This window comes from Blastococcus sp. SYSU DS0669 (genome assembly GCF_054050895.1).
Genome location: NZ_JBJHAE010000016.1, coordinates 73,281 through 94,149, shown reverse-complemented (window position 1 = coordinate 94,149; position 20,869 = coordinate 73,281). Strand labels below are relative to the sequence as shown.

Genomic DNA, 20,869 nt, shown 5'->3' with positions numbered 1-20,869 from the left:
CCGCGAACGCGCCGACGTGCTCCCCGGCTGGCTGCACACTTACAACCACCACCGCAGCCACACCGCACTCGACGGCCAACCACCGATCAGCCGCGTCAACGACCTACCTGGTCACTACAGCTAGCGGGTCAGCCGCGGGGCGCTGCCCCGTCCGCCCGGTCCGTCCCGCCCGCGCCCAGCCAGAGCGCCCCGCCGAGGGCGCCGAGCGCGGCGGTGAGCAGGAAGCCACGGTCGGTCCCGGCACCGGGCAGCACGACCAGCACCCAGAAGACGGCCAGGCCGGTGAGGCCGCCGGCGGCGATCCGCCAGCCCGTCCGGGCGCCGAGCCGCCGGGCGGCCGGGACGGCGCCGGCGAACGCGGCCAGGCCCAGCAGGGCGCAGACGGTGGCGAACGCCGACCAGAGCGGGATGGCCGACCACGCGGACTCCGTGCCGAAGCGCAGGGTCAGGCCGAGCTCGAGGAGGACCACGGAGAGCCCCACCAGGCCGACGCCGGCCAGGGCGGTCCGGTCGCGGGGCGCGCGCGGCTGCTCCGCGGGGGCGGCGTCCGGGGGAGGGGTCGAGGTGCCCGCACCGGGCAGGCCGGGAATGAAGTCGACCGGCCCGGTCGGCTGGGCCGCGCCGACGGGGGCCGCGGGGCCGGCAGCCGTGGACGGGGCGGGCTGCGGCGCCGGGGGCCGGACGGGCGCCGAGGGCGGCGGCAGCTGCTGCACCGTCGTCGGCGTGCCGGAGGCCGGCGCGGCCACCGGGAGCTCCTGGGTCGTCGGCTGAGCGGTGGGGGTCTGCTGTTCTGACGACGTGCTCACGGGTGCCTCCAGGTGTGCTCCGGCGGACCACCGGTCGCCGGCGGTGCAGCCAGCACGCTAGCCGCGCCGGGACCGGTGGTCCGTGCGCCACCCGGAGGAGGGGACGCCCCCGCCTGCCGGACCGGGCGCGCGCCCCTAGGGTCGGGCCGTGGTCACGCGCGCCGGAATCGTCGTCACCGGGACCGAGGTCCTCACCGGCCGGGTGGCCGACCGGAACGGCCCGTGGCTCGCCGAGCAGCTGCGCCGGCTGGGTGTCGACGTCGGCCACGTGGTCGTCGTCGGCGACCGGCCCGAGGACCTGGTGGCCGCGCTCTCCTTCCTGACCGGTACCGGCGCCGACCTGCTGATCACCACCGGCGGTCTGGGACCCACCGCCGACGACCTGACCGCGCAGGTGGTGGGCGAGTTCCAGGGCCGGGCGCTCGCTCTCGACCCGGCGCTGGAGGAGCGGATCGGCCGGATGGTCGAGCGGCTCATGGCCCGCCGGGGCTGGCGCGCCGATCCGGCGTCCACCGCGGCGGGGGTGCGCAAGCAGGCGCTGGTGCCCGAGGGGGCCACCGTGCTCGAGCCGGTCGGCACCGCGCCCGGCCTCGTCGTCCCCCCGGCGGCGGGCCGGACCGGGCCACCGGTGCTCGTGCTCCCCGGGCCCCCGGGGGAGCTGCGCGGCATGTGGTCCGCGGCCACCGCGGCGGCGCCGACCCGCGCCGCGCTGGCGGGCGCTGCGGAGCTGCGGCAGGAGACGCTGCGGCTCTGGGGCACGCTGGAGGCCCAGTTGGCCGCCACCCTGCGCGAGGCCGAGCCGGAGCTCGGCGGCCTGGAGATCACCACCTGCCTTCGCGAGGGCGAGCTCGAGATCGTCACCCGGTTCCCGGCCGCGGCCCAGCCCGCCTACGACCGGCTGGCCGCGCTGCTGGCCGAGCGGTACGCCGGCACGCTCTTCTCCACCGGCCCGACCCTCGACGAGCTGGTCGCGGGCGCGCTCGCCGAGCGGGGGCTGACCATCGCCGCGGGGGAGTCGTGCACCGGTGGGCTCCTCGTCGCCCGGCTCACCGAGCGGCCCGGCTCTTCCGCCGCCGTGCTGGGCGGGGTCACCGCCTACGCCGACGGCGCCAAGGAGGCCCTGCTCGGGGTGCCCGGCGCGCTGCTCGCCGAGCACGGCGCGGTCAGCCCGCAGGTCGCCCGCGCGCTGGCAGACGGCGTCCGCGCCCGGTTCGGGGCCGACATCGGCGTCGGGATCACCGGCATCGCCGGCCCCGGCGGCGGGACCGACGCCAAGCCCGTGGGGACCGTCCACCTGTGCGTCGTCGGGCCCGACCGGGTCGAGGAGCGCTCGCTCGCGGTCCCGGGCAGCCGGACGGCCGTGCGGCAGCGCTCCGTGACGATGGCGATGCACCTCCTGCGGTCGCTGCTGCTGGGCGGCCCCCCGGCCTGACGGCGCAGGTGTCCGGCGCGGCCGGCCGGGGCACCTCCGGGCGGTGACGACCCTGACCCTGCACGCGACCGGCACCGCCCCGCCCACCGAGGTCTGGGAGCGGTACGCCGTGCCGGCCCGCTGGCCCGGCTGGTCGCCGCAGATCACCGGCGTGGAGGTCCCGGCCGACCGGCTGGCCCCGGGGCTGTCCGGCCGTGTCCTCGGTCCCCTCGGGCTGGCGGTGCCCTTCACCGTGGAGGAGGTCGACGAGGCCGCCCGGCGGTGGTCGTGGCGGGTGGCGGTCGGGCCGCTGCAGGTGCGGCTGCTGCACTGGGTCGCCGAGGGGCCCGCCGGCGGGACGACCACCGGGCTGCGGCTCTCCGGGCCGGCCCCGCTGGTCCTGGCGTACGCCCCCACCGCCCGCCTGGCCCTGGCCCGCCTCGTGCGCGCCTGAACGCCCTCCGGCGGGCGGAACGGGGCCGGAGGGCGCCCCCCGCTCGATTACCGTGCCGTCATGCCCGCCACCCACGAGGTCACCAACCAGGCCCCGCCGCTGGTCGGGCACGACCCGATCGCCGGGGACGCCGCGCTCGCCGACGCCTGCCGCCGGCACGCCGACGAGGCGACGCTCGCGTCGCTGGCCGGGTTGGGCCGGCTCGCGGGCAGCGAGCAGGCGCAGGAGTGGGGCCGGCTGGCGAACGAGAACCCGCCGCGGCTGCGCACCCACGACCGGTACGGCCACCGGGTGGACGAGGTGGATTTCCACCCCGCCTGGCACGAGCTGATGCGGACGGCGTTCGAGCACGGGCTGGCCGGCGCGCCGTGGGCCGACCCGCGCCCGCACGCGCACGTCCGCCGCGCCGTCGGCTACCTGGGCTGGACGCAGGTCGAGATGGGCCACGGCTGCCCGACGACGATGACCTACGCGGTGGTCCCTGCGCTGCGCCGGGCCCCCGTCCTGGCCGCCCGCTACGAGCCCGGGCTCACCGCGCGGGCCTACCAGTTCGGCCTCGCCGACCCCGCCGCCAAGCGCGGGCTCGTCGCCGGCATGGGCATGACGGAGAAGCAGGGCGGGTCCGACGTCCGCGCGAACACCACCCGCGCCGTCCCGCAGGCCGACGGCACCTACCGGCTCACCGGGCACAAGTGGTTCACCAGCGCGCCGATGAGCGATCTCTTCCTGGTCCTCGCCCAGCTCGAGGAGGGCGTCTCCTGCTTCCTCGTGCCCCGGGTCCTCCCCGACGGCAGCCGCAACGTGTTCCACGTGCAACGTCTCAAGGACAAGCTCGGCGACCGCTCCAACGCCTCCAGCGAGGTCGAGTTCGACGGGACGACGGGGGAGCTGGTCGGGGAGCCCGGGCGGGGCGTCCCCGCGATCATCGAGATGGTCAACATGACCCGGGTGGACTGCGTGCTCGGCTCGGCCGCCACCGTGCGCGCGGCGCTGACCCAGGCCGGCCACCACGCCCGGCACCGGCGCGCCTTCGGCGCCCTGCTCGCCGACCAGCCGCTCATGCAGAACGTGCTCGCCGACCTCGCGGTGGAGAGCGAGGCCGCCACGGCGCTGGCGATCCGGCTCGCGGCGGCGGTGGACGACGGCGAGGCCGCGTTCCTGCGCCTCGCGGGGGCGGCGGCGAAGTTCTGGGTGTGCAAGCGCGCCCCCGGTGTCGTGGCGGAGGCGATGGAGGTCCTCGGTGGCAACGGCTACGTCGAGGAGTCCGGCCTGCCGCGCCTCTACCGGCAGGCGCCGCTGAACTCCATCTGGGAGGGCTCGGGCAACGTGATCGCCCTCGACGTCCTCCGGGCGCTGGACCGCAGCTCGGAGTCGCTGGCCGCCGTCACCGCCGAGCTCGAGCTCGCCCTGGGGGCCGACCGCCGCTTCGACGACGCGGTGAAGCGGCTGTCCGCGGAGCTGGGCGACCGGGACGGCCTGCCGTTCCGGGCGCGCCGCATCGCCGGATCGCTCGCCCTCTGCCTGCAGGGCTCGCTGCTGCTCCGGTACGCGCCCACGCCGGTCGCCGAGGCCTTCTGCGCCTCCCGCCTGGGCGGGGAGGCCGGCACCGTCCTGGGCACCCTGCCCGCCGGCACCGCCGTGGGCGAGATCGTCCGGCGGTCCGAGGTCGCCGCCCTCTGAGGAATCGGTCGCGGGCTACTACTCTCGGGGACGGCTCGGGTGCTGCCCGTCGTGTTCGCGAGCGGCCCGTGCCCCCCGGCGTCCGCGCGAGCGCGCTGGACGACCAACTGGACGAGAGCGGGCAGCGTGCAACCAGGCGACGACCGGTCCCCGGAGCGCCGACCCGACCCGTTGAGCGGTGTCCCCGACGCGGTGTACCGCCTCGACTCACGGGGCTGCTTCGCCTACCTCAACGAGGCGGCCGAGCGGCTGCTCGGGCACCGGGCCGACGACCTGCTGGGCCGGGACGCACGCGACGCCTTCCCCGCGTTACGCGGCTCGCTCGCCGAGGAGCAGTACCGCGAGCTGCTCGCCGACGGCCGCGCGCGGGAGTTCCACTTCTTCTACGAGCCGCGCTCCCGCTGGTACGAGGTGCGGATGTTCCCCGACCCCGCCGGGGCGGCGGTGCTGTTCCGCGACATCGACGTCCGCCGGCGCACCGACCAGGAGCGCGACGACCAGATCCGCGGGCTCACGGCCGTGCTCGAGGCCCTGCCCTCGCCCACCGTGCTGATCGGCCCCGACGGCCGGATCACATCCGCCAACCGCGCCTGGTTCCGCAACGGCGAGGAGCTGCTGCCCGAGATCTCCTGGCCCGGCCGCGAGGGCGAGGACTACCTCGAGGTCATGACCCGCGGCCTGGCGCCGGCGGAGCACGCCCGGCTCGCCGAGGGGTTGAGGGCGCTGCTGGACGACACCTCCCGCTCCGACGGGCGGAGCTTCGCCTACGACTACTCCTGCCGGACGCGGCAGGGCATCTCCTGGTTCCACCTGCAGGCGACCCGGGTCGACCGCGAGGGCCGCGTCGTCATCACGCACAACGACGTCACCGAGCAGGTGCGGGCCCGCGAGGACCTGCTCTGGCGGGCGCAGCACGACGACCTGACCGGCCTGCCCAACCGCGCTCGGCTGCTCGAGCTCACCGGTGAGGCGCTGCGCGCCGACCACCGGGGCGGCATCGCGCTGCTCGTCGTCGACCTCGACGCCTTCAAGACCGTCAACGACTCGCTGGGCCACCAGGTCGGCGACGAGCTGCTGCGCCTGGTCGGGGGCCGGCTCTCCGAGCAGCTCCGCCCGGGGGACACCGTGGCCCGTCTGGGCGCCGACCAGTTCGTGGTCCTCGCGCACGGCTGCGACTCCGCCGAGGCCGCGGCCCTCGCCTTCCGGCTGCAGACGGCGTTCGGCCGCCCCTTCGCCGCCGGGGAGATCTCCGTGCCGCTGAGCGCCAGCATCGGCGTGGCGGTGGCCCGGCCCGAGGTCCGGGACGCCCACCACCTGCTCAGCGACGCCGACGCCGCCATGTTCGCCGCGAAGAGCTCGGGCCGGGACCGCGTGCACCTGTTCTCCCCGGCGCTGCGCGAGGCGGCCCGGTGGCGGCTGGAGGTGGCCACCCGCCTGCGCGGGGACGCCATCGACCAGCTGGTGGTGCACTACCAGCCGGTGGTGCGCCTGGACAACGGCGAAATCGACGGCGTGGAGGCGCTCGTGCGCTGGCAGCACCCCGAGCGCGGGCTGCTCTCGCCGGACACCTTCCTCTCCGTGGCCGAGGAGACCGGGCAGATCATCCCGATCACCCGCTGGCTGCTCCGCGAGACCACCCGCAAGGCGGCGGAGTGGGCCGCGGCGGGGCTCTCGCTGCGGATGTCGGTGAACGTCAGCGCCCGGCACTTCTCCACCGAGACGCTGGTGCGCGACGTGCGGCTGGCCCTGCAGGACTCCGGTCTCCCGGCCGACCAGCTCGTGCTCGAGCTCACCGAGACGAGCGTCGCCGAGGACCCGACCCGCGCGGAGGACCAGCTGTCGGTCCTGCGCGGCTTCGGCGTCCGCGTCGCGATCGACGACTTCGGGACCGGCTGGTCGTCCCTGGCGCAGCTGTTCGCGCTCCCCATCGGGACGCTGAAGATCGACCGGTCGCTGCTCGCCGCCGCCGAGCGGGTGGCCGCCGGTGAGACGGGCGCGGTGCTCGCGGCCATCGTCGGGCTCACCCGGACGCTCGGCATCCGCTCGGTGGCCGAGGGGATCGAGACCCCCGACCACCTGCGGATGGTCCGCGAGGCCGGCTGCGACATGGCTCAGGGCTGGCTGCTGGGTCACCCGATGCCGGCCGAGCGGCTGCCCGCCTGGGTGCGCGAGGTGCAGCAGGCCGGCGGGGACCTCTGCGCCCTGGCGATGGCCGGGCGCGCCGTCCCCGCGCTCGGGTGAACCTGCGCCGCCCCGGCCGCCGCGCCACCGCGCCCGCCGGCCCGCCCCGCGCCACCGAGCCCGCCGCGCCGCCCGCGGGGACGACGGCCGGCCCGCCCGGGCAGACTGTCCCCGTGCTGGACATCTCCGAGGCCGCCGCGCCCGAGCCCACCGAGCAGCCGGCCGGCCCCGTCGACGACGGCCGGTCGCGGTCCGCCCTGGACCTGCTCATCTGGGACGCCCCCAACATCGACATGACCCTGTCGACGGTGATCGGCGCCCGGCCGACGGCGGCCTCCCGGCCGCGCTTCGACGCCATCGCGGCCTGGTTCGTCGAGGGCGCGGGCGACCCGGCGTCGACGGATGCCCCCGACGTCGAGGCCTGCGTGTTCGCCAACATCCCCCCGCAGCCCGGCTCGCTCCAGCGGTGGGTCGAGGCGCTGCGCGGTTTCGGCTACTCGGTGTTCGCCCGCCCGAAGAGCCAGCCGGACGACGACATCGACCAGGACATGCTCGACCACATCGCCGTCCGGGCGCACAGCCACCGGCTGCGGCGGCTGGTGGTCTTCTCGGGCGACGGGCGCAACTTCGCCGAGCCGCTGGAGGACCTCGTCCGGCAGGGCACCGAGGTCGTCGTCGTCGCCTTCAGCGAGGTGGCCGGCTACGCGATCGGGTCGGACCTCCTCCAGTTCATCGACATCGAGGACGTCCCGGGCGCCTTCGTCGAGCCGCTGGACCGGGTCCGCCTCGACGCGCTCCCGCCGGACGGCGCCTGGCTGCGCCCGACCCGCAGCCTGCGCGACTTCGTGGCCGGGTTCACCGCGCGCCGCGGCGGCTGACCGACCGTGCACCTCGCCACCGCCTCGTCGATCGCAGTCCTCGCCCACCTGCGGCACGCCGCCCTCGACAGCCGCGACCTCCACACGCGGGTCCGGCTGGAGCGCGAGCAGAAGCGGACCGGCGTGCTGCTGGCCCAGCTCTACCGGGCCAAGACCACGCGCAACGCCGTCGGCGCCGGGGTCGCGCCGCCGGCGCCCGCTCCGGCGGGCTGAGGGGGACCGGTCCGCCCCGGCGCGTCGGCCGACCGTCCCCCGGCGCGCCCGTCGCCGCCGGTTACCGTTCCCGGGCGGACGAGCGGGGAGATCGCCGGCCGAGCACCGGATGAGCGGAAGAGGACCATGAGCAGCGTTCCCGGCGCGGACCACCCGACGGAGCAGACCGAGGCAGAGGTGCGGCTCTCCGGCACCGACGTCGCCGTCAGCGCCCGGGTGGAGGTCGTCCACGAGGGCGTCATCTCCGTGCGCCCCTCCGCGAGTGAGTTCGTGGAGGGCTCGGTCGTCGAGCCCGGCGACGCCGTCGAGGTCTACTGGCGCAGCGAGAACGGCCACCGGATGCTGCCGGCGGAGGTCCTCGACGTGCAGGCGGGTGCCGTCGTGCGCTGGCGGCTGAGCGCGACCGGCCCGGCCGAGCACAGCCAGCGCCGGGTGGCGGTGCGCGGGCGCGTCGTCGTCCCCGTCGAGGCCGACCTGGGCGCGGTGGAGCTCACGGGCGAGACCTTGGACGTCAGCGAGGCCGGCCTGCGCGTCCAGTTCGAGGGGTTCGGCATGCTGCCGGACGTCGGGACGACGATGGCGTTGACGATCCGCTTCGAGGACGGCCCGCTCGCCGCCCGGGGCGAGGTCATGCGCGTCCACGCCCGAGGCGCGCGCTGGGTCCTGCGCATCCGCTTCCTCGACGTCCAGGAACGCGAGCAGGACCGGGTGCGGCGCCGGGTGTTCCAGGCCCTCCGCGAGGAACGTGCGCGCCTGGCGGAGTGACCTGCCGGGGATCGGGCGGGTAGCCGACGCCGTCCCGGGGCAGAGCAGCAGCGTGATCCCGTCGCCGCCTCGTCTGACCGAGGCCCTCTCGGTGCTCCGCGATCAGGTCGCGGCCGTCCCCCTGGCGCTCACGACGGCGGGCCGCGACGACGCCGTCCGCACCGCCCGGGGCGTCACCGACCAGATCGACGACTACCTGCTGCCCAGGCTGAGCGACCTGGACGCCCCGCTGCTCACCGTGGTCGGTGGCTCCACCGGCGCCGGCAAGTCCACGCTGGTCAACAGCCTGGTGGGCGCGCCCGTCACCACGGCCGGCGTGCTGCGCCCGACCACCCGCGCCCCGGTGCTGGTGTGCTCCCGCGCGGACGCCGCCAGCTTCTCCGGCGACCGCGTGCTGCCGGGGTTGGCGCGGGTCACCGGCGGCGACGGCGGGCCGGGGACCCTGCAGCTCGTGGTCCGGGACGACGTGCCGGAGGGGCTGGCGGTGCTCGACGCCCCCGACGTCGACTCGGTGGTCACCGCCAACCGGGACCTCGCCGGGCAGCTGCTGGCTGCCGCGGACCTGTGGGTCTTCGTGACGACCGCGGCCCGCTACGCCGACGCGGTGCCGTGGGACCTGCTGCGCACGGCCGAGCAGCGGGGGACGGCGCTCGCCGTCGTCCTGGACCGGGTGCCGCCCGAGGCCGCCGCGGAGATCGCCGCCGACCTCGCGGCCATGCTGCGGGACGCCGGGCTGGCCTCCGCGCGGCTGTTCGTCGTCGAGGAGCGCCCGCTCGAGGACGGCCGGCTGCCCGAGGACCAGGTTGCGCCGCTGCGGGGCTGGTTGCACGGGCTGGCCGCCGACCAGGAGCAGCGCGCGGCCGTCGTCCGCCAGACCCTCGCCGGGGCGCTGGACAGCCTGCAGCAGCGCACCACCGCCGTCGCTGCGGCGGTCGAGGAGCAGCAGGCCGCCGCCGGGGCGCTGCTGGAGGCCGCCGCCGCGGCGTACGACACCGCCCGGGACGGGATCGACCAGGGGGTGCGCAGCGGCAGCCTGCTGCGCGGTGAGGTGCTGGCCCGCTGGCAGGAGTTCGTGGGCACGGGGGAGTGGATGCGGGCGCTGCAGAGCCGGGTCGGCCGAGCGCGGGACCGCGTGGCCGCGGCGCTGACCGGGCGCCCCGCTCCGGAGGAGAGCCTGCGCGGGGCGCTGGAGAGCAGCGTCGAGCAGCTGCTGCGCGCCGAGGCCGACCGCGCCGCCGAGCGGACCGTCACGGCCTGGCGCTCGCTGCCGGCCGGTCCGGCGCTCCTGGTGGGCCGGGAGCGCGAGCTCGCCGCCGCCTCCCCCGACTTCCCGGAGGCCGCCGCGGCGCAGGTGCGCGACTGGCAGGGCGCGGTGCTGGACCTGGTGCGCAGCGAGGGCGCCGACAAGCGCTCGCGGGCCCGGCTGCTGTCGTGGGGCGTGAGCGGGACCGGCGCGGTGGTCATGGTCGCGGTCTTCGCGCAGACCGGCGGGCTGCTCGGCGGGGAGGTCGCGGTCGCGGGCGGCACCACCGCCGTCGGCCAGCGGGTGCTGGAGGCCGTGTTCGGCGACGCCGCGGTGCGGTCGCTCGCCGAGCAGGCCCGGGCGGACCTCGACGAGCGGGCGGAGGCGCTGCTGCGCTACGAGCAGGACCGCTTCGACGGGCTGGTGGTCGCCGTGGCGCCCCCGCCCCAGGCCGCCGACGACCTGCGGGCCGCGGCCGGGGCGCTCCTCGAGGCGCGCCGCGCATGAGGGGTTCCGACCGCGGGCTGGCCGACCGGCTGGCCGCGCTGCGGGAGGCGGTCGAGGTGGCCGACGGGCGGTTGGCGGCGCCCGAGGTGGCCCGGGCCCGGGCGGTGCTGGCCAAGGCCGGGGCGCGCGAGGCGCTGGGCGACGCCACCGTCGTCGCGCTCGCCGGCGCCACGGGGAGCGGCAAGTCCACGCTGTTCAACGCGCTGTCGGGCAGCGAGGTCAGCACGCCGGGCGTGCGGCGCCCCACGACCGGCGTCGCGCACGCCACGGTGTGGGGCACCGCCGACGACGGGACCGACCGGCTGCTCGACTGGCTGCAGGTGCCGCGGCGGCACCGGCGCGAACCCGAGCCCGCGCTCGACGGCCTGGTGCTGCTCGACCTCCCCGACCACGACAGCGTCCGGATGGAGCACCGGCTGGAGGTCGACCGGTTGGTCGAGCTCGTCGACGTCCTGGTCTGGGTGCTCGACCCGCAGAAGTACGCCGACGCGGCCGTGCACGAGCGGTACCTCGCGCCGCTGGCCGGTCACGCTGGCGTGCTGCTGGTGGTGCTCAACCAGGTCGACCGGCTCGACGCCGCCGCCGCCCGCGCCTGCCTGACCGACCTGCGCGGCCTGCTGGACCGGGAGGGGCTGGCCGCGACCCCGCTGCTGGCGGTCTCCGGCCGCACGGGGGACGGGCTGGCGGAGCTGCGCGGCGAGCTGGCCCGGCGCGTGCGCGCCCGCCGGGCGGCCGCCGAGCGGCTGCTGGCCGACGTCCGCGGGAGCGCGGCGGAGCTCTCGGCGCACTGCCCCGAGGACGGTGCCGGGCGGTCGCGGCGGTGGGGGCGCTCGGCCGGGGACGAGCCGGCCCGCGAGCCGGCCGACGACCTCACCGATGCCCTGGCCGCGGCGGCCGGCGTCCCGACCGTGACCGCCGCCGTGGAGCGCTCGACCCGGCGGGAGGGGACCGGCCGCACCGGCTGGCCACCGGTCCGGTGGACGCGCCGGCTGCGCGCGGACCCGCTGGAGCGGCTGCACCTCGGGGACGAGCGCGCCCGCACGTCCCTGCCGGCGGCGGGGGCGGTCGAGCGGGCCCGCATGGCGACCGCCGTCCGCGAGGCGCGCGACGCCGTCGGCGAGGGGCTGGCCCCGGCGTGGCGGGACGAGCTGCGGCGGACGGCGGAGGTCCGCGAGGACCGCCTGGCCGATGCGCTGGACCGCGCGGTGGGGGGCGCGGACCTGGGCCCGGACCGGGTGCCGCTGTGGCAGCGGGCGGCCGCCGGGCTGCAGTGGCTGCTCCTGGCCACCGCGCTGGTCGGCGCGCTGTGGTTGCTGGCCCTCGTCGCGCTCGGGTTCCTCCAGCTCGACGACGTCGTGCCGCTGCCCCGGGTCGAGGGGATCCCCCTGCCCACCCTGCTGCTGGTCGGCGGGCTGCTCGCCGGGCTCGTGCTGGCGCTGCTGAGCAGACCGCTGGTGGCGCTGCGGGCGCGACGGCGGGCCCGTGCGGCGGATCGGCGGTTGCGGGCGGCGGTGCGGGAGGTCGCGGAGGACGAGCTGCTGGGCCCGATGGGCGAGGTCCGGGCCGACGCCGCCCGCTTCTGCGCCGCGGTCAGCCGGGCGAGGTGACGCGGCTCAGCGGGGCTGCGGGTCGGGTGGTGCTTGCTCGTCGAGCCAGGGTGGGTCGGGTTCGGGGTCGTGGCTCCAGCCGGGTGGGCGGGTGGTGCGGGAGACGCCGCTGGGTGTGCGGACGGTGAGGCGACCGTCTTTGTGCAGGTGGAAGCGCCAGCCGCGGGCGAAGGTCTTGATGCGGTGATGGCGGCGGCACAGGCAGCAGAGGTTCCAGCAGTCGGTGGGGCCGCCGTCGGCGTGGGGGGTGCCGTGGTCGATGTCGCAGCGTCCGGGGCGTCGTCGGCAGCCGGGCATGCGGCAGTGGCGGTCGCGGACGTGCAGGAAGCGGCGTTGCGCGGCGGTCGGTGCGTAGGCGGTGGTCGGTGCTGGTGGGCCCAGCCCTGAGCCGGGTTCTCGGTCACCGCGCGAGGGGGTCCTGGCGGTTCTTCCGCGGCGGGTGGGGCGGCGGTGACCGGCGGCGCGGCGGAGCTGGCTGCGGGTGGCGACGGCGACGAGCCGGCCGTCGGCCGGGTTCCCGATGGCCACCTGAACGCACCCGCCAGCCGGTGCAGCACCGACGCCGAGCATGTCCAGTTCGTGCAGGATCTCCCGGCATTGCGCGGCGGTGACGACCTCGCCGGCGACGTCGGCGGCCGGCTGGCTGCTGCCGTCGTCGTCGGGGTCGTGCAGCGAGGGCAGCGGTGCGTGGATGGTCAGGACGGCGGTGACCGGAGGCCGGGTGTCGTCCCAGGGGCGCAGGATCAGGTCGGCGGCGACGGCGGCGCGGAGCACGCCGATGGGGCGGGAGTCGCCGTCGGCGCGCAGCAGGCGGGCGTACTGGTCGATCGCGTCGGCGCAGGCGGCGGCGAGGTGGACCGGGAGGTCGGCGACGAGCTGGCTCATCCCGTCGCCGGTGCGCCGGGTGGTGACGTCGGCCCGCTTGGCCGCTTCCTTGCGGCGCTGGTCCAGGGCGTCGGCGTCCAGGCGGGCCAGCGCCCGGCGCACGCGGGCGCGCAGCTGGGCGACGGTGAGCCGGCCGGCGTCGGGCAGGACGCGGCGTTCTACCTCGGCGATGACGTCCGGCGTGGCCGTGGACAGGAGGTCGACCAGCGCGCGCATCTTGCGCACGTCGATGCGGCCGGCGTAGAGGGCGTCCCAGGTGCCCGTCAGCCGGGTGGTGAGCAGGATCGATTCGACGGCGAGGGCTTCGGCCTCGACCTCGGAGCAGTTGCGGATCTGCGCGAGCTCGGACACGAAGGTCTCGCTGACCTGGGCCAGCACCTCGGATCGGCGGAGCCGGCTGTCCAGCCCCGGACCGCCCAGCGGGCCGAAGTCGCGGTCGCGTTCGATGGAGCGGCGCCGGGCGAGCGCGGCGATCGCCTCCGCCCGCTCGGCGGCGTGCCGGGCCTCGCGGGCGTCGGCGGCCCAGATGTCGGCGACGAGTTCGAGGTCGCTCAGGCCGGGGGCGTGCGTGTCGGGCACCCAGGGGATCGGGACGCCGTCTTCCGGCCCGCGGGGTGGTTCGCCCATGAACACACCTGCACCGTAGGGCCGACCACCGACAGTTTCCGCAGCTCAGTCGTAGGGGCACGTGCCCGAGCCCTCGTGGGCTGATGTGCTGGCACGTGCGGCGGCCTCTGCGCCGTGGGCTGACGGGTCGTGCCTCCGCATCGACGCGGGGCGGGCGGTGGACGAGGTGGTGCTCGAGCTCATCGATCGGCTCCCGCACCGGTGACGGTGGCCCCGCCAGGCGCCTCGCCGACCGTGCTCAGTCGCGCGTGATCCCCGGGGAGCGCTGCTCGGGGAGCCGCTCGCGCAGCGGCTCGCCCGTCTCCTTGCCGGAGGGCAGGAGCGCCCACACGTGCTTGCGGCCGGGCCGCTGCTCCCACCCGTAGTCGACGGAGAGCTGGGCGACGAGGTGCAGCCCCATGCCGCCGAGGGCGGGGTCGCGGTCGACGGCCGGCACCGGCGGGCGGTCGGGGGCCTCGTCGCTGAGGTCGAGCAGCCAGCCCGCGGGCCCGGCGACCACGAGCGCCCGCACGTCGCCCCCGCCGTGCCGCAGCGCGTTGGACGCCAGCTCCTCGAAGACCAGGAGCAGCCCGTCCCGGGCGTCCTCGGTGGACGCGGCGGAGACCGACGGGTGGGCGATCCGCGCGCGCAGGTCGGTGCGCACCCGGGACACCACCTGCATGGCCTCGAGCTGCCAGTGCCAGACGTCGCCGGGGACGGAAGGGACGGGCGCGCTCGGCCACGCTTCGTGGGCCAGCTCGTCGGCCATCTCGTCCTCTCGCGTCCGCTCCGCAGGGCGCTCCGGGACCCGTCCCGGACCGCACCATCCTGACCGATGCGGGCCCGGCGCGCGAAGGGGGGCGAGCGTTCCGGCCGCCACCAGGCAGACTGTGCCGGTGGACGACGTGCTGCGCGAACTCAGCCGGGTCGCCCTGGGCGGCCGGGAACTGGGCGACGTCCTGGGCGACATCACCGCGATCGCCGCTCGCGCGATCCCCGGCGCCGAGGCGGTCTCGAGCACCCTGATCCGCGCCGACAAGCCGTTCACCGCCGCCTACTGCGGCGAGATGGCCCTGATGGCCGACGAGATCCAGTACGCGGAGGACGGCGGCCCGTGCATCGACGCCGGCCGCGGCGGGGTGGTGCTGCGCGTCGACGACATGCGCACCGAGGAGCGCTGGCCCCGCTACGTGGCCCGGGTGCGCGAGACGGAGGTGCGCAGCTCCCTGTCGATCCCGCTGCCCTACCAGGGGTCCTGGATCGGCGCGCTCAACGTCTACTCGACGCAGCCGGCCGCCTTCGCCACGCCCGAGGCGCTGGCCGCGGGTCTGGAGACGGCGGAGGTGATCGCCGTGGCGGTCGCCAACGCCGATGCGCACGCCCAGCTGGCCGACCAGACCCGCAACATGCGGGTGGCGATGGAGTCGCGGGCCGTCATCGAGCAGGCCAAGGGCGTGCTCATGGCCCAGCAGCACGTCGACGCCGAGCAGGCGTTCGAGATCCTGCGGCAGGCGTCCCAGCGCTACAACCGCAAGCTGCGCGACATCGCCGTCGGCATCGTCGCGGGCACGCAGACCCGCTAGTCAGCCGTCCAGCCGCGCCAGCCGGGAGACCAGGAACTCCACGGCGGCGTCGCTGTCGACCGTCTCGGCCACCTCCACCGCGGTCGGGGAGCACGAGACCGCCCGCCGGTCGACCAGGGTCTGGCCCCGCCCCGCGCCCAGCGTGGTGTCGACCACGACGTCGCGCCGCACCGAGCCCAGGGTGCCCGGCGCGATCGCCTCGGTGAGCGCGAGCGCGTCGTGCACCACCACGCCCGCGGTGCCGTACGCGTCCCGGGCGTGGTCGAGGTACTGCTGCAGGATCCCCGCGGCGCAGCGGCCGACGGGGCCGGCGGCGGCGAAGCGGGCGATGCCTCGCTCGCCGAGCACGGTGGGCAGGGTGACGTCCAGCCCCACCAGGACGGTGGGCACCGGGGAGGAGAGGACGGCCTGCGCCGCCTCGGGGTCGGACCAGATGTTGAACTCGGCGGCGGCGGTGACGTTCCCGCCGCGCGCCGCGGACCCGCCCATGACGACGAGCCGGCCGATGCGCTCCGCGGCCTCCGGGTACACGGCGAGCAGCAGCGCGATGTTGGTGAGCGGGCCGATCGCGGCGACCGTCACCGGGGTGGGGGACGCCAGCAGCAGCTCGGCGAGGGCGACGACGGCGGGGCGGGGGTCCACCGCCGCCGGCGAGGACGCCAGCTCCACCCCGCCCAGGCCGCCGTGGCCGTGCACGTGCCCGGCCCGCTCCGGCTGCGGGTGCACCAGCGAGGCCCGCGCGCCCGCGGCGACCGGCACGTCGGAGCGTCCGGCCAGGTGCAGCACCCGCAGGGCGTTCTCGGTGACCTGCGCGAGCTCCACGTTGCCGTGCACCGTGGTGACCAGCTGCAGGTCCACCTCCGGGCTGGCCAGCGCCAGCAGGATGGCGAGGGCGTCGTCGATGCCCGGGTCGGTGTCGATCACCAGCGGCGTGCGGTCGGTCACCGGCGCATCCTCGCAGCCCGGTCAGCCGGCCCCGACACGCCGGGCGCGCCGGAGCCCCGCGGGGTCACCGGCGCCCCGCACCGGCCCCCCCACGCTCGGGGAGCACCGTCGAATCGACAAGGACACGCGCCGGAGGAGGGGTCACCGACCGGTGCGGACGGGTTGGGCAACGGTTCGGTCACGCGGCCCGCGAGGGGTGTCGGAGAACCCGGCCCGCGGGCCCGCCGCTCCCTAGTTTTCTCCTTGTCCGCGGCACCTTCCCCTGCTGCGGACACGACTTCGGGAGGCGACATGAGCAGCAGCCGGCAGGCCTTCGGGCCGGCCTCCGTGGCCGTGCGCGCCGACCGCTCCCCGCACGAGCCGGCCAGCACGCTGCTGGGCCTGATCGGCGTCCTGGACCGGGCGGACGCGGCGCGTCCCCGCCCCCGATCCCGGCCGGTCGCGCACCGGTCGGCGCGGCCGGCCCCCCTGCGGTCGGTCCAGCCGGCGCCGCCCGCCCGGGCGGCCGCACCGCCGGTGCTCACCCCGAGGGTCACCGTGGTGCCCGAGCCTCTCCGCGAGCCGCTCGGCGGGCTGCGCGGGCTCAACCGCCGGATGGCGCTGTGGGGCGCCGGTGACCGGGGTCAGCACCTGGCCTGGCGCACCGCCGCACCCCCCGTGCCGGTCCCCGGCCGGCGCCGCGCCGCCCTGCGCGCCTTCACCCGGCGGATGGCGCTGTGGGGCGCCGGCGAGCGGGGTCAGCACCTCGCGTGGGGCCGGCCCGCCGCCCGGGCGCTCCGCCGTCTCGACCCGCCCGTGGTGCTGCGCGAGCTGCCCAGCACCCCCCCGATCCAGCCCGTGGCGTCTTCCCCCGCCGCGGCGCTCCTTCCCGCGGGACCGGCGACGCCGCCGGGGTCGCGAACCGGTACGGCCGCACCTGACGCGACCGCCCGTCCCACTCCCCACCCGGGCTCCACGGACCCCGCGGCACCGAGCCGGTCACGCGCCGGCCGGCGTCCACCGCGGGACTGGCCGTCCCCGGGTCGGTACGGGGCGCGGTCCACGCCGCCGTCCATCCCGGTCCGCGTCCTCGCACCGCTGCCACCGGCCCGCCGGGTGCCGGCACCGCGATCTCCGCAGGGATCCGGTGGAGCCGGGGCGCGGGGTGATCCGGCCCCCGTCCGGGGCTCCCCACGACGAACCGAGCCCGCGAGCGGCTCCTGCCCGGAGCCGTCGACCCCGCGGGCGCCCTCGTCGCACTCCCGCCCGGCGCCCTCCGCGTCAGGCTGACCCTGCAGCGCGACCTCGGCGACAGCCGCGGCACGCCGTCCTCCGCTCTCCCGTCGAGCCCGCCGGCACCGGCCACCCTCTTCCCCGGGTGGTCGCGGACCGTCGACCCGGCCCTCGAGCACGTCCCCCTCGGCCGACCTCGGCCGCACCTGGCCCATCCCCCGACGGTGCCTCCTCCGGGCACCCGCAGACCTCTCCGCTCCACCGATCCGGCCTCGACCTCCCGCCCGGCTGCTGCTCCCGCACGCAGCGCGCGGGCCCTCCAGGGAGGCACGGATCGCGGACGGCGGGGGACCGCGGGTCCTGCGAACCGTCCGGCGCGGTGGACGACAGGCCCCTGCCGGTACCCGGCGGCGCGGTCCCTCCGCGACCGCCCGGGTCTCTGACCGGCCGGGACCTGGCCGGCTGCGGCGTGGCGGGCCACCGGCCCTCCCGGCCGGCAAGGGTGCCGACGTCGCCCGGGGCCGCGGTCCCCGGTCCCCGGCCCGGTGCTCCGGACGACGCCCAGGACGACGCCGCGGGAACCGTGGGCACGCGCCGGTGGACGGGTGACGCCGTCCGCTCTCTCCCGCCGGACGGCGGGCGCCCGCACGAGCGGGCCGGACCCCTGACCGGTCCGGTCCCCGCGCGGGCGCCCGCCCCGGCCGCCGGTTCCCGCGAACGGGGTACACGTGTCGGGCGCACCGGTGTGACAGGCTCTCCTCCTCTGCCGTGCCCGGAACCACCGTGTCGTCGGCCACCCGCGGACCGTCTGTGGAGGAGAACCCACGTGACCGCCGCCGAGCTCCCCGACGGGCCGGCCCGCCCCGGTGCGGTGCCCGGCACGGGGAGCCGCGTCGAGCTGGTCCGCCGGCTGGTCCCCGAGGCCCTCGGCTCCCGCAGCCTCCAGCGGCTCACCGACCTCGCGACCCGGCTGCTGGACTGCGCCTCCGTCCAGGTCTCGCTCGTCGGCGAGGTGCAGACGGCGGTCGCCGGCACCGGGCTGCCACCGGGTGGGATCGGCGCCCGGCTGCCGGTCTCCCACTCGCTGTGCGCCGTCGCCGTGGCCGAGGGCGACTGCCTCGTCGTGCCGGACGCCGCCCGCGACGAACGGCTGGCCGATCGCAGCCCCGTCCGGTCCGGGAAGGTCGGCGCCTACCTCGGCATCCCGCTGCGGGCCGCGGGTGGGGAGCCGATCGGCGCGCTCTGCGCGTACGAGCCCGGGACGCGGGAGTGGAGCGAGCGCGACATCGCCCTGCTGCGCCAGCTCGCCGACTCGGTCAGCACGGAGCTCCAGCTCATGGCGCTCACGGCGGAGTACGAGGCCCACCGGGTCCGCTTCGAGCTGGCCATCGACGCCGCCGGTATCGGCAGCTTCGACTGGAACCTCTCGACGGGGCGGCTCCTCTGGGACGACCGGATGCTGGACCTGTTCGGCTACGCGCGGCCGGAGTTCGACGAGACGATCGAGGCCTTCGTCTCCCGTGTCCACCCCGACGACCGGGAGCGGACGACCGAGGCCCTCCAGGCGGCCATCGACGGGCGCGGTGACTACGAGGCCGAGTTCCGCGTCGTCCTACCGACCGGGGGCACCCGCTGGGTACGGGGCCGGGGCCGGGCGGTCTCCGACGACGGCGGGACCGCGGTACGGCTGCTGGGCGCCGGTTTCGACACGACGCCGCAACGCCAGGAGGACGTCCGGATCGCCCGCCTGCTGGAGGCGATGAAGGCCTCCTTCTTCTCGGTGGACCGGCACTGGCGCTTCACCTACGTCAACGCCGAGGCCGAGCGGGTGCTCGGCGCCTCCCGCGACGAGCTGATCGGCGGGGTGATCTGGGAGCTCTTCCCGGCCGCCGTGGGCAGCGACTTCGAGCGGTACTACCGGGCCGCGGTGGCGACCGGGGAGGAGCAGGTCTTCGAGGCCTACTACCCGCAGCCGCTGGAGGCGTGGTTCGAGGTGCGTGCCTGGCCCACGCCCGACGGGCTGTCGGTCTCCTTCCTCGACGTCACCGAGCGGCGGGCGGCCGAGGAGCACGCCCGCCGCAGCGCCACCCGCCTCGCGCTGGTCGCGCACACGACCACGGCCATGTCGGCGTCGCTGGACACCCGGCCACGTGAGGAGGAGGCGCTGCAGCGGGTCGCCGAGCTGCTGGTGCCGGAGCTGGGCGACTGGGCGATCCTCAGCCTCGCCGACGAGGACGGCCGGATGCGCGACGTCGCCAGCTGGCACCGGGACCCGGAGCTGCGGGAGGTCGTCCGCCGCTACGCCGGCCTGCGGCTGGCCTCGATCCCGCCCGACGCCCCGATCCTGCGGGCGCTGGCCTCGGGGCAGGTGCTCGTGGTGCCCGACGTCGGCGCGGCCGTGGGGCAGACCCTGCCCGCCGGTGAGGTCAGCGACGTGTTCTGGCAGCTGGCGCCCCGGTCGGCGATCACGCTGGCGCTCTCGGCACGGGGCCGGACCCTCGGGGCGCTCAGCGTCTACCGCTCCGCCGACCGGCCGCTGCCGGACCAGGAGGACGTCGCGACGGCGCGGGACGTCGCCGGACGGGTGGCGCTGGCGCTGGACAACGCGCGGCTCTACGAGCAGCAGCGCGGGCTCGCGGAGGGGCTGCAGCGCAGCCTGCTCACCGCGCCGCCGCAACCCGACCACTCCGAGATCGTGGCGCGTTACCACCCGGCGATGGCGGTCGCCGAGGTCGGCGGCGACTGGTACGACGCGTTCCTGCAGCCCTCCGGCGCGACGGTGCTGGTCATCGGCGACGTCGTCGGGCACGACACCGCGGCGGCCGCGGCCATGGGGCAGCTCCGGGGCATGCTGCGCGGCATCGCCTACCGCGACATCGGCCCGGCCGGGGTGCTCACCGACCTCGACCTCGCCATCCGGGGGCTGGGCATGGGGACCCTGGCCACCGCCGCGGTCGTCCGCGTCGAGCAGAGCGACGAGGAGCGGGCCGCGGGTCTGACCCGGCTCCGCTGGTCCAACGCCGGCCACCCGCCGCCGCTGGTGCTGCGGCCGGACGGCCGGATCGAGGAGCTGGCCGGCGAGCGGGCCGAGCTGATGCTCGGGGTGGAGCCGGCCACGCGCCGCACCGAGACGGTCGTGACGGTGCCGCGCGGCACGACGCTGCTCCTGTTCACCGACGGCCTGGTCGAAGGCCGCGACCTCTCGCTCGACGAGGGCACCGCCCGGCTGCGCTCGGCGCTGGCCGAGCTGGCCGGCCGGCCGCTCCCGGAGCTGTGCGACGCCCTGCTGGAGCGGTTGCGCCCGGAGGGGCTGCAGGACGACGTCGCCCTCGTCGCCGTCCGGCTCCACACCCAGGGCTGACCGCGCGGGCCCTCAGCGCGGCAGCAGCGCCCAGACGTGCTTCGCGTCCGCCTCGACGTACCAGCCGTGCTCGGCGGCGAGCTCGGCGATCAGGTAGAGCCCGAGCCCGCCACGGCTGGGATCCCGGCCGACGGCCGGCGTCGGCGGGGTCTGCGGTGCCTGGTCGGTGACCTCGAGCAGGTAGCCGTCACCGGCCGTGCGGAGGGCCGCCCGCACCTCGCCGCCGCCATGGCGCAGCGCGTTGGACGCCATCTCGTCGAGGGCGAGGACCAGCCGGTCGACGAGGTCGTCGACGCCGGAGCCGGTGATGCGGGCGCGGACCTGCGCCCGCACCCGGGGCAGCTCGGCGACGTCGCGCAGGCGCCAGGTGAGGACCGGCTCGGCCGCAGGCGGGTACGCCGACGGCCAGATCGTGCCGGCCGCCTGCCCTGTCACGCCTGTGCTCTCCTCGATCGCCGGCCCACCGATCGCGGCAAGGCCTGACCGTCAGGTATGAGCGCGCGCCGGGTCCGTCAAACCTCGTGTAGGCGAG

16 protein-coding genes and 1 pseudogene are annotated in these 20,869 nt (G+C 77.1%); 12 read left to right on the top strand and 5 right to left on the bottom strand.

The window, feature by feature from the left end:
* Positions 1-124, top strand: a pseudogene (locus ACI792_RS15635) (IS481 family transposase); the annotation flags it as partial.
* A gap of 4 nt (positions 125-128) precedes the next feature.
* Here ACI792_RS15635 and ACI792_RS15630 read toward each other — a convergent pair.
* Entirely contained in the window at positions 129-806 is a 678-nt protein-coding gene (locus tag ACI792_RS15630) for a hypothetical protein (protein WP_456603403.1), read from the bottom strand.
* Positions 807-954: 148 nt separating this feature from the next.
* Here ACI792_RS15630 and ACI792_RS15625 point away from each other — a divergent pair, with 148 nt between their 5' ends.
* The 9 genes from ACI792_RS15625 to ACI792_RS15585 all read left to right on the top strand — a co-directional run bounded on the left by ACI792_RS15625 (position 955) and on the right by ACI792_RS15585 (position 11,745).
* Positions 955-2,238 (top strand): competence/damage-inducible protein A, encoded by a 1,284-nt coding sequence (locus ACI792_RS15625; protein WP_456603402.1) that lies wholly within the window; start codon positions 955-957, stop codon positions 2,236-2,238.
* 43 nt (positions 2,239-2,281) lie between these two features.
* Positions 2,282-2,671, top strand: coding sequence for an SRPBCC family protein (locus ACI792_RS15620; protein ID WP_456603401.1), 390 nt, complete (start codon positions 2,282-2,284; stop codon positions 2,669-2,671).
* A gap of 60 nt (positions 2,672-2,731) precedes the next feature.
* On the top strand, positions 2,732-4,351 hold the full coding sequence (locus ACI792_RS15615; protein WP_456603400.1) for an acyl-CoA dehydrogenase family protein: 1,620 nt from the start codon (positions 2,732-2,734) through the stop codon (positions 4,349-4,351).
* Between the two features lie 126 nt (positions 4,352-4,477).
* Complete coding sequence (locus tag ACI792_RS15610) at positions 4,478-6,592, top strand: putative bifunctional diguanylate cyclase/phosphodiesterase (protein ID WP_456603399.1); 2,115 nt, start codon at positions 4,478-4,480, stop codon at positions 6,590-6,592.
* A 113-nt stretch (positions 6,593-6,705) separates the two neighbouring features.
* Entirely contained in the window at positions 6,706-7,410 is a 705-nt protein-coding gene (locus ACI792_RS15605; RefSeq protein WP_456603398.1) for an NYN domain-containing protein, read from the top strand.
* Between the two features lie 6 nt (positions 7,411-7,416).
* Positions 7,417-7,623, top strand: a complete 207-nt coding sequence (locus tag ACI792_RS15600) for a hypothetical protein (RefSeq protein WP_456603397.1) — start codon at positions 7,417-7,419, stop codon at positions 7,621-7,623.
* 126 nt (positions 7,624-7,749) lie between these two features.
* Positions 7,750-8,388 (top strand): PilZ domain-containing protein, encoded by a 639-nt coding sequence (locus ACI792_RS15595; protein WP_456603396.1) that lies wholly within the window; start codon positions 7,750-7,752, stop codon positions 8,386-8,388.
* Positions 8,389-8,440: 52 nt separating this feature from the next.
* Entirely contained in the window at positions 8,441-10,138 is a 1,698-nt protein-coding gene (locus ACI792_RS15590; RefSeq protein ID WP_456603395.1) for an ABC transporter, read from the top strand.
* On the top strand, positions 10,135-11,745 hold the full coding sequence (locus ACI792_RS15585; protein ID WP_456603394.1) for a GTPase: 1,611 nt from the start codon (positions 10,135-10,137) through the stop codon (positions 11,743-11,745). Before ACI792_RS15590 ends, ACI792_RS15585 begins: the two co-directional genes overlap by 4 nt.
* Before the next feature lie 6 nt (positions 11,746-11,751).
* On the opposite strand, the gene ACI792_RS15580 is transcribed toward ACI792_RS15585, so the two are convergent.
* Positions 11,752-13,257, bottom strand: coding sequence for a DUF222 domain-containing protein (locus ACI792_RS15580; protein WP_456603393.1), 1,506 nt, complete (start codon positions 13,255-13,257; stop codon positions 11,752-11,754).
* Between the two features lie 238 nt (positions 13,258-13,495).
* Positions 13,496-14,005 carry an ATP-binding protein gene (locus tag ACI792_RS15575; protein ID WP_456603392.1) on the bottom strand — a complete coding sequence of 170 codons (510 nt, stop codon included), beginning with the start codon at positions 14,003-14,005 and terminating at the stop codon, positions 13,496-13,498.
* 127 nt (positions 14,006-14,132) lie between these two features.
* On the opposite strand from ACI792_RS15575, the gene ACI792_RS15570 reads away from it, so the two are divergent.
* Complete coding sequence (locus tag ACI792_RS15570) at positions 14,133-14,819, top strand: ANTAR domain-containing protein (protein WP_456603391.1); 687 nt, start codon at positions 14,133-14,135, stop codon at positions 14,817-14,819.
* On the opposite strand, the gene ACI792_RS15565 is transcribed toward ACI792_RS15570, so the two are convergent.
* Entirely contained in the window at positions 14,820-15,764 is a 945-nt protein-coding gene (locus tag ACI792_RS15565; protein ID WP_456603390.1) for a nucleoside hydrolase, read from the bottom strand.
* A 2,038-nt stretch (positions 15,765-17,802) separates the two neighbouring features.
* Between ACI792_RS15565 and ACI792_RS15560 the strand changes: the two genes are divergently transcribed.
* Positions 17,803-20,337, top strand: coding sequence for a SpoIIE family protein phosphatase (locus tag ACI792_RS15560; RefSeq protein WP_456603389.1), 2,535 nt, complete (start codon positions 17,803-17,805; stop codon positions 20,335-20,337).
* Between the two features lie 12 nt (positions 20,338-20,349).
* On the opposite strand, the gene ACI792_RS15555 is transcribed toward ACI792_RS15560, so the two are convergent.
* Positions 20,350-20,772 carry an ATP-binding protein gene (locus ACI792_RS15555; protein ID WP_456603388.1) on the bottom strand — a complete coding sequence of 141 codons (423 nt, stop codon included), beginning with the start codon at positions 20,770-20,772 and terminating at the stop codon, positions 20,350-20,352.
* Between the last annotated feature and the right edge of the window lie 97 nt (positions 20,773-20,869).